Origin of the sequence: Streptomyces sp. NBC_00659 (genome assembly GCF_036226925.1) — a bacterium.
Classification (GTDB): Bacteria; Actinomycetota; Actinomycetes; order Streptomycetales; family Streptomycetaceae; genus Streptomyces.
This window is the reverse complement of sequence record NZ_CP109031.1, coordinates 6,717,068-6,730,474: the sequence shown is the minus strand read 5'-3', so window position 1 is coordinate 6,730,474 and position 13,407 is coordinate 6,717,068. Positions and strand designations below refer to the sequence as shown.

Sequence of the window (13,407 nt, the reverse complement as noted above, 5' to 3'; positions counted from 1 at the left end):
GACGTTTCGCCAGGGCCTAGAATCGAACACGTGTCCGAAAAAGCGTCCCGCCCGCAGCATCTGCGCAGCGTCCGCGCGTGGTTGCTCCGGCAACTGCGCCGCACCGACGACACCATCGCCGAGGTGGAGCGCCAAGAGGTCGCGGCCACGCGTGCGGCCCGCACGTCGCCCCCGCCGCCGCGCGGCTGGAAGCTCGCGATGCGACGGGCGGGCGGCGGCGGTACCGGCGCGACCCCCGGCGCCGTCCACACCGGCGCCTGCGGCATGGCAGGGAAGAACACGAGGCCGCTCGCCCGCGAGCAGGCTCTCCGGGCGATCACCGAAGACGGCGTCACGGCCTGCCCGTACTGCCGCCCCGACACGGATCCGGGTGTTTTGTGAACCACGAACACATACAGCCGAACGAAGACTCGCGCCCCGACCACGAAGGCGCACAGCCCGACGACGCGCACGCGCCGACCGCACCCATCACCGTCGGCCGCCCGGTCGGTGCCGGCGGGCGCCGCGTGACGATCCGCGGGCGGAGCGCCGGTATCGCCCACAGCGACGCCGACGTGGTCGAGTTCCTGCGCCGCGCCGGCCTGCCCGACGCCTGGGAGTACCTGGACGATCCGCGCTGGGTGGAGTGGCAGGACGGCCGGCCCCGCACATACGACACCACCCCTCCGGGTCACGGCGATCACGGTGAGGTGATCGGATGACCCGAAGGGGTGGTGTCGTGGATGTGCGCGCGTCGCGGATACGTACGTCGTAAACGCGTGCGGAGAAACGATCAGCCGGAACCGACGAAAAGGACGAGCAACAGCCAGACGACCGGAGCCGTCGGGAGCAGAGAGTCCAGGCGGTCCATGATGCCGCCGTGGCCCGGCAGCAGGGTGCCCATGTCCTTGATGCCGAGGTCCCGCTTGATCATGGACTCGCCGAGGTCACCGAGCGTGGCGCTGGCCGCGACCGCGAGGCCGAGGATCAGACCCTGCCACCAGGTGCCGTCGTCGATCAGGTACTGCATGCACAGCGCACCCGCCGCCATCGCGAAGGTGACCGCTCCGAACAGACCCTCGCGGGTCTTTCCGGGGCTGATCCGCGGAGCCAGCTTGTGCTTGCCGAAGCGCCAGCCGATGGCGTACGCCCCCGTGTCGCTGACGACCGTCAGGAGCAGGAAGGTCAGAACGCGGCGCGGGCCGTCGTCGGCGGTGAGCATCATGGCCACGAAGGTCGCCAGGAACGGCACGTAGAAGGCCGCGAAGACCCCCGCGGTGACGTCCTTGAGGTAGCCCTCGGGCGGTTCCGTCATCCGCCAGACCAGCACGGCCAGCGCGGTGAGCGCCATGGCCACCCAGGCACCCTCGGCTCCGCGCACGTATCCGGCGACGACCATGGCGGCCCCGCCGAGCGCGAGCGGCACGAGGGGCGCCTTGATGCCCTTGCGCTCCTCCAGCCGTGAGGTGAGCTCCCAGAGCCCCACCACCACGGCCACCGCTATCACACCGACGAAGACGGCCTTGACGACGAACAGCGACGCGACGATCACGGCGCCGAGCCCGACGCCCACTCCTATGGCCGCACCCAGGTCGCGTCCCGCACTCTTCTTCTGCGGTGCGGGGGCGGGCTCGGGTGCGGTGCTGGGCATGGGCTCCTGCGGGCTTTGCGGATTGTGCGACGGATCCCCGTAGGGCGCCGTCGGCGGTGAGTCGTTGCGGACCGGGGGGCCGCTCAGCCGAGCGGCCCCCTGGTCGTCATCCTGGTCCCCGCCATGAGCGGGTACGTCGGGCGCGGTGGGCATGGGCCGAGTGTGCTGCGCGTCATGCGCATCGTACGTGGGACCCGCCGGGGCCGCCCCCTGGAGTGGCCCCTGCTCGGACGGCCCCCAGTACCCGGCTTGTGGCGGCGCCCCCCAGGAAGAGTCGTTCATCAGACCTCGAGCAGTTCCGCTTCCTTGTGCTTCAGGAGCTCGTCCACCTGGGCGACGTACTTCGCCGTGGTGTCGTCGAGTTCCTTCTCCGCACGGCGGACCTCGTCCTCGCCGGACTCCTTGTCCTTGACGAGCTTGTCGAGAGCGTCCTTGGCCTTGCGGCGCACGGCGCGGATCGAGACCTTGGCGTCCTCGCCCTTGGTCCGCGCGACCTTGATGTAGTCCTTGCGGCGCTCTTCCGTCAGCTCGGGGAACGTCACCCGGATGATGTTGCCGTCGTTGCTGGGGTTGACGCCCAGGTCGGAGTCGCGGATCGCCTGCTCGATGTTGCGCAGCGCGCTCTTGTCGAACGGGGTCACCACGGCCATGCGCGGCTCCGGAACGGAGAACGAGGCCAGCTGGTTGATCGGCGTCAGCGCGCCGTAGTAGTCGGCCACGATCTTGTTGAACATCGCCGGGTGCGCACGACCGGTGCGGATCGCGGCGAAGTCCTCCTTGGCGACCACGACGGCCTTCTCCATCTTCTCCTCGGCCTCGAGGAGGGTCTCTTCGATCACCACTTGCTCCTGCGTGTCTTGAGTAGGCCCGGCAGCTTTTCCTCGTCGGAGTCCGGCGGCCGGCTGCGTCGCGTCTTGTTCCTGCACGGTTCCGGACCGGCAGGACATTGTCCATCCCCCGGTCGGGGTCCGTCCCGGACCGGAAGGTGTATCCGGTCCAGCGCGTTCCCTGTCAGGCTCGGCCGCTCTGGTCGCCCACGAGTGTGCCGATCTTCTCACCCTTGACGGCCCGCGCGATATTGCCCTCCGCCAGGAGTTCGAAGACCAGGATCGGCAGCTTGTTGTCCCGGCACAGCGTGATGGCGGTCATGTCGGCGACCTTGAGGTCCCGGGTGATGACCTCGCCGTAGCTGAGCGCGTCGAACTTGACCGCCTCGGGGTTGGTCTTCGGGTCGGAGTCGTAGACCCCGTCCACGCCGTTCTTGCCCATGAGGAGCGCCTCGGCGTCGATCTCCAGGGCACGCTGGGCGGCAGTGGTGTCGGTGGAGAAGTACGGCATGCCCATACCGGCGCCGAAGATGACCACACGGCCCTTCTCCAGGTGCCGCACGCCGCGCAGCGGGATGTACGGCTCCGCGACCTGGCCCATGGTGATGGCGGTCTGGACGCGGCTGTCGATGCCTTCCTTCTCCAGGAAGTCCTGGAGGGCGAGGCAGTTCATGACCGTGCCGAGCATGCCCATGTAGTCGGAGCGCGCCCGGTCCATACCGCGCTGCTGGAGTTCGGCCCCGCGGAAGAAGTTGCCGCCGCCGATGACGACGGCGATCTGGGCACCGCCGCGCACGACGGCCGCGATCTCGCGGGCGATCTTGTGCACCACGTCGGGGTCGACGCCCAGTCCTCCGCCACCGGCGAACGCCTCGCCGGAAAGCTTCAGCAGGAAGCGGCCCGCGCCTTTGCCGTCGTCGCTCTTCTCGCCGTTGCCGGCCTGGGTGGTGGTCATGGAGATCTCCTCATGGTGCACATACGAAGAAGGCCATTGCCGCTGGGGTGTGTTCGCATCCCATGCTCGGCAATGGCCTCCTCGTCAGATCTGCTGTCGTCCGGCACACACGTGTGAGTGCCGACGTACGCGGACGACTGCTGTCGACCCTATCGGGGTCGCGCGTCGATCGCTGTACGGACTCAGATGCCGACCTTGATGCGCGAGAAGCGCTTCAGGGTGACACCGGCCTCGTCCAGAACCTTCTGGACGGACTTCTTGTTGTCGAGCGCGTACGGCTGACCGAGGAGGGTGGCCTCCTTGAAGAAGCCGTTGACGCGACCCTCGACGATCTTCGGGAGGGCGGCCTCGGGCTTGCCCTCGGCGCGGGTGGTCTCCTCGGCGACGCGACGCTCGGTCTCGACGACCTCGGCCGGAACGTCCTCCTTGGAGAGGTACTTCGGCGCGAAGGCGGCGATGTGCTGCGCGATGCCCTTGGCGAGGTCGGCGTCGGCCTTGTCCAGCTCGACCAGAACACCGATCTGCGGGGGCAGATCGGGCATGGTGCGGTGCATGTACGAGGCCACGAAGGCGCCGGAGAACTGGGCGAAGCGGTCCAGGACGATCTTCTCGCCCAGGTTGGCGTTGGCCTCGTCGACGAACGCCTGAACCGTCTTGCCCGGCTCGATCTCGGAGCCGAGGAGCGCCTCGATGTCGGCCGGCGACGTCTTGACGACGTGCTGGGCGATCTCGTTGGCGACAGCCTGGAACTTCTCGCCCTTGGCGACGAAGTCCGTCTCGCACTTCAGCTCGACCAGGACACCGGAGGTGTTGTCGTCAGCGATGATGGAGACCACGGCGCCGTTCTCGGCGGAGCGGCCCTCGCGCTTGGCGACGCCCTTCTGGCCCTTGATCCGCAGCGCCTCGACGGCCTTGTCGACGTGACCGTCGGCCTCGTCCAGCGCCTTCTTGCAGTCCATCATGCCGGCGCCGGTGAGCTCACGAAGCTTCTTGACGTCGGCGGCGGTGTAGTTCGCCATGATTCCTGGAGTCTCTCTCGAAGTCTGAAGATCTACGGGACAAACGGCGGGGGCTTTGTGGGCCCCCGCCGTTCACAAACCCGAAAGGGTGAGGGGTCAGGCCTGCTCGGCGTCCGCGGCGGGGGCCTCGGCGACGGGCGCCTCGGCAGCAACCTCGGCCTCGGCGGCGGGGGCCTCGACGGCCTCAGCCTCGGCGGGGGCCTCGGCCTGCTCGGCGTCGGCGACCTTCTCCGTCTCGGCGGAGGTCTGGACCTCGGCGTCGTCGGCCTTCTTCTCGCCCTCGAGCAGGTCGCGCTCCCACGCGGCGAGCGGCTCGCCCGCGGCCTTGTCGCCCGCGGCCTTGCCGGCGCCGGAGCGGGAGATGAGGCCCTCGGCGACAGCGTCGGCGATCACGCGGGTGAGCAGGGTGACGGAGCGGATCGCGTCGTCGTTGCCCGGGATCTTGTAGTCGACCTCGTCCGGGTCACAGTTGGTGTCGAGGATGGCGACGACCGGGATGTTGAGCTTCCGGGCCTCGCCGACCGCGATGTGCTCCTTCTTGGTGTCCACGATCCAGACGGCGCTGGGCACCTTCTGCATCTCGCGGATACCACCGAGGGTCTTCTCCAGCTTGGCCTTCTCGCGCGAGAGCACGAGAAGCTCCTTCTTGGTGAGACCCGAGGCCGCGACGTCCTCGAAGTCGATCTGCTCGAGCTCCTTGAGGCGCTGCAGACGCTTGTAGACGGTGGAGAAGTTGGTGAGCATGCCGCCCAGCCAGCGCTGGTTGACGTAGGGCATGCCGACGCGGGTGGCCTGCTCCGCGATGGCCTCCTGCGCCTGCTTCTTCGTGCCGACGAACATGACCGTGCCGCCGTGGGCGACGGTCTCCTTGACGAACTCGTAGGCGCGGTCGATGTACGACAGCGACTGGAGCAGGTCGATGATGTAGATGCCGTTGCGCTCGGTGAAGATGAAGCGCTTCATCTTCGGGTTCCAGCGACGGGTCTGGTGACCGAAGTGGACGCCGCTTTCCAGCAGCTCCCGCATCGTGACGACGGCCATGGCCGTTCTCCTAGTGTTCTCGGTTGTACCGCGTATGCCGGACGGCACACGCGCCTGACGCCCGCGATGCGCCTTGCCACAAAGGACCGAGAGGCGCTGACACCGATCTGTGACGACCAGGTGCCGGGGCGTGCGAAGTCGACTCGGTGACCCGAATCGCCATCAGAAGTGTACGGGACCCGAGAGGGGGCAGGTGACGCCGCTGTCCACAACCGGTCGGTACTCCACAGATCCCGGCCATGATCCGCTCGGTGCGGGACGGTTCCTGCATGCGAGTGAAGCGATGTGTGCGTGCGTGGCTCCTGCTGTGCCTGGCGGTGACCGTCCTGGGTGCGTCGGCGCCGGCTCCCGGGACCGGCCCCGGGCCGAGGGTCCCGGCCTCCCCGCCGACGGCCGACCCCTCGGTGCCCACGCTCGCCCGCGCCTGGCCGGTGGGCGTCCGGCCGTTCGTCGTACGGGGCTGGGAACCGCCGGAGACGGCCTACTCGCGGGGGCATCGCGGGGTCGACCTGGCGGCCGGGCCCGGCGCCGAGGTACGGGCCGTCGCGTCCGGCCGGGTGTCCTTCGCGGGCCGGGTCGCGGGTCGCGGGGCCGTCTCGGTGGAGCTGCCGGGTACGGGGGCACCGCCGCTGCGGACGACGTACGGACCGGTGCGGGCCTCGGTGCGCAAGGGCGACGAGGTCCTCGCGGGCCAGGTGCTCGGCACCCTGGAAACACCGGACACACACTGCGGGCCGACACCCTGTCTGCACTGGGGCCTGCGCAGAGGCACGGCCTATCTGAACCCGCTGTCGCTGCTCCCCCCGTGGCTCCTGGGCACGGGCCCGTCCCGCCTGCTGCCGCTCGACACCCCCGACACCCGTCCCTGACCGGCCGGACACCGACCAGGCAGGGGGCGAGGTTGCAGGGAGCGGGAAGGCGGGGAGGCGGTCCAGCGGGCGAGTCACCCCGGCCCGTGACGGCGGGGCTCAGCCCTGATCCCGGGAGGACAGCCGGGTTCAGCCCTGATCCCGGGGGACGGCGGGGGTCAGCCCCGGACGCCCCGGAGGGCCATCGTCACGGCCGCCTCCGTGATCGCGGAGGGGTCCTCGGCGGCGCCCAGCTCGATACGGCGCACCGCGGCGTCCACCACGCCCTGGAGGAGCATCGCGGCCAGCCGCGGCTCGGCGTGCCCCATCTCCGTGAGCGCCTCACCGATCATCGTGACCAGCCCGCCGTGCGCGGCCCTGATCTTTTCCCGGGCACCCGCGTCGAGTTCGCTGGCGGAGATGGCGACCACGGCGCGGTGCCGCCGGTCCCCGACCAGGGCCAGCTGCCGGCGCACATAGGCCTCGACCGTGGCCTCGGGGCCGTCCGCCGCGGCCATCGCGGCGGAGACCTCGGCCGCCCAGACGGGGAAGTCGACCTCGCACAGTTCCTCGACGACGGCCGCTCTGGACCGGAAGTACTCGTACACGGAGGAACGCGCGAGCCCCGTGCGCTCGGCGAGCGCGGGGAAGGTCAGCGACTCCGTCCCGCCCTCGGACAACAGGGATCGCGCCGCGTCCAGCAGGGCGGCTCGCTGCATCGACCGGTGCTCGGCCACGGAGGCCGCTCGAATCCTTGGCACGTCAACCACTGTACGGACGCGGTGCCGCCGACGGGAACCACTCCGCCGAGCCGCCCCGATGGCGTCCGCCACTACGGGCCCGCCGCCAGGACGGCCGGGCGGCACCGCCCGGCATCACGGCACGGCCCGGCTCAGCGTCCGAAACTGGCCAGCTTGGCGCGCAGCTGAAGCACCGACTTGGTGTGGATCTGGCTCACCCGGCTCTCGGTCACCCCGAGCACATTGCCGATCTCCGCGAGCGTGAGCCCTTCGTAGTAGTACAGCGTGACCACGGTCTTCTCCCGGTCGGGCAACGTGTTGATCGCCCGTGCCAGCAGCCTCCGCAGCTCCCGGTCCTCGGCCACCTCGACCGGGTTGTCGGCGGCGGTGTCCTCCAGGGTGTCCATCAGGCTCAGCCGGTCGCCGCCCTCGCCGCCGGCATGCAGCAGCTCCTCCAGAGCGACCACGTTGGCCAGCGACAACTGGCTGAACACCGCGTGGAGTTCCTCCACACCGATGCCCATCTCGGCGGCGACCTCACCCTCGGAGGGGGTGCGCCGCAGCCGCGCCTCCAGCGTCGCGTAGGCGCGCTCCACATTGCGCGCCTTCTGACGCACCGACCGCGGGATCCAGTCCAGCGCCCGCAGTTCGTCGATCATCGCCCCGCGGATGCGGGTGATCGCGTACGTCTCGAACTTGATCTCCCGCTCGATGTCGAACTTCTCGATCGCGTCGATCAGCCCGAACACCCCCGACGAGACGAAGTCGGCCTGCTCGACATTGGCCGGCAGGCCCACGCTGACCCGGCCCGCGACGTACTTCACCAGCGGCGAGTAGTGCAGGATCAGCTGTTCCCGCAGCCGCTCGTCACCGGTCGACTTGTACGACCGCCACAGCTCGTCGAGTGTCGAGGGCGCGGGCGGGCGCACGCTGCCGCCGTCGCGGGCGGCTGGCGGGATCGCCGTCCGGTCGGACCCGGAGGTGTGCTGGGGCATTCGTCGCCTTGTGCCGTTCTGCCGTGAACTGGGATGACCTGGGTGTCCTGTCGGCGCCGTGCCGAGATCGCGTGCCTGCTTCGGATTCTTGTGAGCGTAGCGTGACTGGGCTGTCGCAGTGCGCGAAGGGCAGGCTGTCACCCGCACGCGAAACCTTTCCCCGGGACGTCCCCCGGAGTCACGGCGGTCGCCCTGCGTGACCGTCAGGGGCCGCCAACTGCGAGGATTCCCAGGCGTGTCGGCATTCCCCCGGACGGCCGAACACGCTCGGTCAGCATCCCTCCCGATCACCTCCGCCGGAGGCCGTCGCCTGGCGTGTCAACTTCCAGCCGTCGCCGTGTCGTTCGACGAATCCAAGTGCTCGGAGTTCGTACAGTCTCCCGACCGCGTCGTCCGTACTGGTCGCCGCCCGCCGGGCGATCTCCTCGGTCCCGGCCGGATCCCGCGCCGGCAGAGCGGCCAGGACACGCACCGCGTCCGGGGGCAGCAGGTCGCGCGGCAGTACGGGACCACGCCGGTCCGGAGCCAGCTCCCCCATGTCGCCCACCAGTTCGGCGACTTCCGCGGCGTCGGACACCAGGACGGCCTCCCCGCGCAGCATTTCGTGCACCCCGGCCGACAGCGCGCTGGTGACGGGACCCGGCACGCCCATCGTGAACCGGCCCAGCCGCTGTGCGGCGCGGGCGGTGACGAGCGCTCCGCTGCGGTACGCCGCCTCGACGACCACGGTGCCCCGGGTGAGCGCCGCGATGACCCGGTTGCGAAGGATGAATCTGCTCTGCGTCGGGTGCTCGCCCGGCGGCAGCTCCCCCACGACGAGACCCTGTTCCGCGATTCTGGTGATCAGCTGGGTGTGTCCGCGCGGATAGGGCCGGTCGACGCCGCAGGCGAGCACCGCGACCGTGGCCCCGCCCGCCCCGAGGGCGCCGCGGTGCGCGGCGCCGTCGATGCCGTAGGCGCCGCCGGACACCACCACCCAGCCCCGCTCCGCAAGACCGGCGCCGAGGGTGGCGGCCATGTGCGCGCCGTACTCCGTACAGGCACGGGCGCCGACGACGGCCACCGATCTCAGGGCCCACAACCGCAGACCGGCCGGCCCGCGCACCCACAGTCCGACGGGCCGGGCGTCCCCCAGGTCGTCGAGCTGCGCGGGCCATTCGGATTCACCGGGACAGACGAACCTCACCCCGGCGCCCCGGGCGAGGGCGAGGTCGCGCTCCGGGGCGGCCCGCGCGGCCCTGGCCCGCAGCCCGGCCCACCTTCTGTCGGTCATTCCCCGTGGCTGTCCCAGGTTCCCGTACAGCCACCGGACCGCTTCCGGGGCCCCGACCTCCCGGATCCAGCGGCCGCAGACCTCGTCACCCGGTTCGACGACCCGGGACAGCGTGACGCGGGCCTCGCGTTCGACGGCTGTCATGCCGGCGAGCCGATCGCCATCGGCACACCGCGCGGGATGCCGGTGCGCAGCTGGAGGGCCAGGGCGACGTCCCCGGCGTCGGGCCGGTCGTGTCCGGACAGGTCCGCGACCGTCCAGGCGACCCGGAGCACCCGGTCCAGGCCACGAGCCGTCAGCAGCCCGCGCTCCAGGCCCCGCTCGGCCTCGTCCATCGCTCCCGCCCGCGCCTGCCAGCGTCCGCGCAGCTCGCGCCCCGGCACCTCGCTGTTGGTGTGCCAGGGGGTCCCCTTCAGGCGCTCGGCGGCCCGTTCACGGCCGGCGAGGACCCGGTCCGCGACCGTCTTCGTCGACTCGCCCCGCGCCCCGCGCGCGGTGAGTTCGGCCCGGCTGACCGGTTCGACGTCCACGCGCAGGTCGACCCGGTCGAGCAGCGGCCCGGAGAGCCTCGCCTGATAGCGGCGGATGACGGAGGGCGGACACTCGCAGAAGTCGTTCGTCGTGCTGAAGCGGCCGCAGGGGCAGGGGTTGGCGGCCAGCACCATCAGGAACTTCGCGGGGAACCTCACGACACCGGCGCTGCGCGCGATCACCACGTGTCCCGCTTCCAGCGGCTGCCGCAGGGCGTCCAGCGCGAAGCCGCTGAACTCCGGTGCCTCGTCCAGAAAGAGCACGCCACGATGTGACAGGGACACCGCTCCGGGCCGTGCGAGCCCCTTGCCGCCGCCGACGAGCGACTGCATGGTCGCGGAATGATGGGGTGCGCAGTACGGCGCGACGTCCACCATCGGTTTGCCGGGCGGCAGCAGGCCCGCGACGGAGTGGATCGCCGTCACCTCCAGGGATTCCTGCCGGGTGAGGCGCGGCATGATCAGCGGCATCCGCTCGGCCAGCATCGTCTTGCCCGCGCCGGGCGGCCCCTGGAGGAAGACATGGTGGCCGCCGGCCGCCGCCACCTCCATCGCGGTGCGTGCCGAGAGCTGGCCGACGACGTCGCCGAGGTCGTGGCCCCGGTCGTGTTCCGGCACGGCGATGCCGCAGAGGCCGGTGGCCTCGCCCGTGCCGGGCAGGCGCAGGCCGGCGGACAGCGGGTCCGGGCGGCCCCGCTCGTCCGGCTCCTCCTCGGGCACCGGTTCGTCCGCCAGTACCGCGATCAGCTGGCGCAGGCTGCGGACCCCGAGCACCGAGACCCCCGGCACGAGTGAGGCCTCGGCCGCCGCGCACTCCGGCACCACCACCTGTACGTACCCGGCGTCCGCCGCGGCGAGGACGGCCGGGAGGATGCCGCGGACCGGCCGCACCCGGCCGTCGAGCCCCAGTTCCCCGATCATCACGATGTCGGCGAGCACGCGGGGGTCGATCCGCTCGGAGGCGCCCAGCACCGCCGAGGCCACGGCGAGATCGAAGCCGGAACCGCCCTTGGGCACCGAGGCCGGGCTCAGCCCCACCGTCAGTTTCTTCTGCGGCCAGGACGCGCCGGAGTTGACCACCGCCGCCCTGACCCGGTCCCGGCTCTCGGTCAGACTCTTGTCGGGGAGTCCGACCAGTGTGAAGGCGGCGATGCCCGGCTCCAGGTCGGCCTGGACCTCGACGACGACGCCCTCCACGCCCACCAGGGCGACCGAACACGTACGCGCGAATCCCATCAGGCCACCCCCCGCGCGTGCTCGACCACGGGCGCGCCGCGTTCGGGGATCAGGACGCCGACCAGGTCGATGCGGACGCCACCCGGCGGGGCTCCACCGTGTTCCTGGAGCCAGCGTTCGGCCAGACCGCGCAGCCGGCGGGCCTTGGCCGGTGTGACGGCGTCCATCGGATGCTGGAACGCCCCCGCCCCGCGGGTCTTGACCTCGCAGACGACCAGCGCGTCGCCGTCCCGGGCGACGATGTCGATCTCGCCGGTCCTGCCGCAGCGCCAGTTGCGTGCCAGGACCGTCATTCCGGCCCCGGTCAGCCGTCGTGCGGCCAGTTCCTCGCCGTAGGCTCCCAGTGCCTTACGTGCCTCGGGTGTCTTCATGTCGGCACCACCTCCGGCACCGACACTGAGGCCTTGTCACCCAGCTGTTGGATCTTGGTGGACGAGCGGGCGGCTGTGGAGAACCCCGTCACCCGTACGAGTCACCACCGTGATCGCCGCTCACCCTTGGCGGGCGGGCCTGGGTCCGGCCGGCCCGACCTCGGCCGCCGGACCTCACCCATCCGCATCTCCGTCACCCGGATCTCAGCCGCCCGGCAGCTCCAGATCGTTCTTGTTCAGCTCCTCGATGTTCACGTCCTTGAAAGTAAGGACGCGCACCTGTTTCACGAAGCGGGCGGGCCGATACATGTCCCAAACCCAGGCATCCGCCATGGACACCTCGAAAAACACCTCACCCTGGACCGAGTGCACCTGCATCTCGTAGTCGTTGGTGAGATAGAAGCGCCGCTCGGTCTCGATCACATATTTGAACAGACCGACGACATCGCGATACTCCCGATAGAGCTTCAGCTCCATCTCGGTCTCGTACTTCTCGAGGTCCTCGGCGCTCATGGCATGTTCCCCTTCAGCCGTGCGTTCCCCTATTGTGCGCCAGCCCGGAGAGCCCCTAGACGATTTCCGTGTCGAGGACCTCGGGCGTGGCCGGGGGCCCCTCGTCGAGCACCCTGCGCAGCAGCTCGGCGAGCTTGGTCGGATACACCGTCTCATGTGCCTCGGTCAGTTCCCGGCACGTCCACCAACGCGATCCGGCGACGCTGCGCCGCTCCAGCTCCGTCAGGCCCGTGGCCGCCGTGGCGGTCTGGGTGGTACGGGCGAGGAAGTACCACTCGTCCTGGTCCCAGCGCCTGCCCGCGAACGGGAACGAGCAGGTCCGCCGCCACAGCACGGGGCCCAGTTCGACCTCGGTGATCCCAGTCTCCTCCAGGAGTTCCCGCAGGGCCGCCTGCTCCCGGGTCTCGTCGCCCTCCACGCCGCCGCCGGGCGTGAACCACCAGTCGTCGGAGGGATCGTCCGGCTCGTGACCGTGCAGCAGCAGGACGCGGTCCCTCGGGTCGAGCAGCACGACCCGGGCGACCTTGCGCAGCCCGTCCCGGCCGGGGCCCTCGTCCGAAACAGCCGCCTCAGCGGGCACCGGCGGACTCCGTGCGCGCGCGGGAACGGCCGGCCAGCTTGGCGACCGGCCCGTACGCCGCGCCGCCCAGTACGAGGACGGCGCCCGCGATCACCAGGGCGATCATCGTGGGGAGCGGTCCGGGCCGGGACAGGGCACCGAGTTCCTTGAAGCCGTCGGGGCGGGCGAGCATGCCGTTCATCGGCCAGGCGACGGCTTCCACCCGGGCCTCGACGGCGCCGCGCGCCACGGTGCCACCGGCCGCGTCCGTGAGGTGCGCGGTGGAGTCCAGGGAGCCGCGCCGCTCGTCGCCCAGCAGGAACAGCCGTCCCTCGGGGACCTTCACGGTCGGGAAGCCCGTGAGCTCGGCGAGGCTTCCCTCGGGCAGATACGATTCGTCGATCTTCTTGCCGTTGACGGTCAGCTTGCCGTCGGTGCAGCAGGCGACGGTGTCGCCGCCGACGGCGACCACGCGCTTGACCACGGACGAGCCCGTGACCCAGGTCTTGTCCTCGAAGACGACGACGTCACCGCGGCGGACCTCGCTGCCGTCGACACGCTGCGCCAGGACCCGGTCGCCGATCTTGATCGTCGGTGCCATCGAACTCGTGGGAACGGTGTACGGCCGGTAGACCAACGCCGCCCAGGCGAATCCGCCGAGGAACAGCACCAGACCGAGTGCGACAGCCAGCCCGGACAACCGCTGTCCGGTCTTGCTGCCCACCGGGGCCTTGCCGGTGCCGCCGCTGCGCGGGGCCGTACGTGTTGCGCTCTCGCCACCCATGGGCCCGCACCTTACCCGGGGGTACGGTGCGGGGTCAGCCCCCGCTGGATCACGATCGCCGGAGCGGACCGGATCCGTGCGGGGAA

16 protein-coding genes are annotated in these 13,407 nt (G+C 70.7%); 3 read left to right on the top strand and 13 right to left on the bottom strand.

All coding sequences use genetic code 11. The annotated features are described in order from the left end of the window. Positions 1-30: 30 nt before the first annotated feature. Together OG410_RS29550 and OG410_RS29545 are read left to right on the top strand one after the other, a co-directional pair. Positions 31-381 carry a DUF6233 domain-containing protein gene (locus OG410_RS29550; protein ID WP_329301877.1) on the top strand — a complete coding sequence of 117 codons (351 nt, stop codon included), beginning with the start codon at positions 31-33 and terminating at the stop codon, positions 379-381. After that, positions 378-701 carry a hypothetical protein gene (locus OG410_RS29545; RefSeq protein WP_443063809.1) on the top strand — a complete coding sequence of 108 codons (324 nt, stop codon included), beginning with the start codon at positions 378-380 and terminating at the stop codon, positions 699-701. Before OG410_RS29550 ends, OG410_RS29545 begins: the two co-directional genes overlap by 4 nt. A gap of 71 nt (positions 702-772) precedes the next feature. Here the strand turns inward: OG410_RS29545 and OG410_RS29540 are convergent, their stop codons facing one another. The 5 genes from OG410_RS29540 to rpsB all read right to left on the bottom strand — a co-directional run bounded on the left by OG410_RS29540 (position 773) and on the right by rpsB (position 5,472). Then, entirely contained in the window at positions 773-1,912 is a 1,140-nt protein-coding gene (locus OG410_RS29540) for a phosphatidate cytidylyltransferase (RefSeq protein WP_329301876.1), read from the bottom strand. After that, positions 1,912-2,469, bottom strand: coding sequence for a ribosome recycling factor (gene frr, locus OG410_RS29535; protein WP_037625129.1), 558 nt, complete (start codon positions 2,467-2,469; stop codon positions 1,912-1,914). Before frr ends, OG410_RS29540 begins: the two co-directional genes overlap by 1 nt. A gap of 172 nt (positions 2,470-2,641) precedes the next feature. After that, positions 2,642-3,412, bottom strand: a complete 771-nt coding sequence (gene pyrH / locus OG410_RS29530; RefSeq protein ID WP_037625128.1) for a UMP kinase — start codon at positions 3,410-3,412, stop codon at positions 2,642-2,644. Between the two features lie 182 nt (positions 3,413-3,594). Next, a complete protein-coding gene (gene tsf, locus OG410_RS29525; protein WP_329301875.1) occupies positions 3,595-4,431 on the bottom strand; it encodes a translation elongation factor Ts in 837 nt (278 codons plus the stop codon). 96 nt (positions 4,432-4,527) lie between these two features. Next, entirely contained in the window at positions 4,528-5,472 is a 945-nt protein-coding gene (gene rpsB / locus OG410_RS29520) for a 30S ribosomal protein S2 (RefSeq protein ID WP_329301874.1), read from the bottom strand. A 269-nt stretch (positions 5,473-5,741) separates the two neighbouring features. Here rpsB and OG410_RS29515 point away from each other — a divergent pair, with 269 nt between their 5' ends. Beyond that, entirely contained in the window at positions 5,742-6,341 is a 600-nt protein-coding gene (locus OG410_RS29515) for a murein hydrolase activator EnvC family protein (RefSeq protein ID WP_329301873.1), read from the top strand. Between the two features lie 158 nt (positions 6,342-6,499). Here the strand turns inward: OG410_RS29515 and OG410_RS29510 are convergent, their stop codons facing one another. From OG410_RS29510 to lepB, 8 genes are all read right to left on the bottom strand, one after another. Then, positions 6,500-7,057: a TetR/AcrR family transcriptional regulator gene (locus OG410_RS29510; RefSeq protein ID WP_329304286.1), complete on the bottom strand. Its 558-nt coding sequence runs from the start codon at positions 7,055-7,057 to the stop codon at positions 6,500-6,502. A 155-nt stretch (positions 7,058-7,212) separates the two neighbouring features. Further along, the gene (gene whiG, locus OG410_RS29505) at positions 7,213-8,055 is read right to left on the bottom strand and encodes an RNA polymerase sigma factor WhiG (protein WP_326785273.1); all 843 of its coding nucleotides are present in this window, start codon (positions 8,053-8,055) and stop codon (positions 7,213-7,215) included. Between the two features lie 271 nt (positions 8,056-8,326). After that, on the bottom strand, positions 8,327-9,472 hold the full coding sequence (gene dprA / locus OG410_RS29500; RefSeq protein WP_329301872.1) for a DNA-processing protein DprA: 1,146 nt from the start codon (positions 9,470-9,472) through the stop codon (positions 8,327-8,329). Next, positions 9,469-11,094, bottom strand: coding sequence for a YifB family Mg chelatase-like AAA ATPase (locus OG410_RS29495; RefSeq protein ID WP_329301871.1), 1,626 nt, complete (start codon positions 11,092-11,094; stop codon positions 9,469-9,471). The genes dprA and OG410_RS29495 overlap by 4 nt, the downstream gene beginning before the upstream one ends. Then, complete coding sequence (locus OG410_RS29490) at positions 11,094-11,465, bottom strand: YraN family protein (RefSeq protein WP_329301870.1); 372 nt, start codon at positions 11,463-11,465, stop codon at positions 11,094-11,096. Before OG410_RS29490 ends, OG410_RS29495 begins: the two co-directional genes overlap by 1 nt. A gap of 204 nt (positions 11,466-11,669) precedes the next feature. Next, positions 11,670-11,978: a DUF2469 domain-containing protein gene (locus OG410_RS29485; protein ID WP_069765426.1), complete on the bottom strand. Its 309-nt coding sequence runs from the start codon at positions 11,976-11,978 to the stop codon at positions 11,670-11,672. Between the two features lie 55 nt (positions 11,979-12,033). Further along, positions 12,034-12,558 (bottom strand): NUDIX hydrolase, encoded by a 525-nt coding sequence (locus OG410_RS29480; protein ID WP_329301869.1) that lies wholly within the window; start codon positions 12,556-12,558, stop codon positions 12,034-12,036. Then, on the bottom strand, positions 12,548-13,321 hold the full coding sequence (gene lepB / locus OG410_RS29475) for a signal peptidase I (protein WP_329301868.1): 774 nt from the start codon (positions 13,319-13,321) through the stop codon (positions 12,548-12,550). The genes OG410_RS29480 and lepB overlap by 11 nt, the downstream gene beginning before the upstream one ends. Positions 13,322-13,407 lie beyond the last annotated feature (86 nt).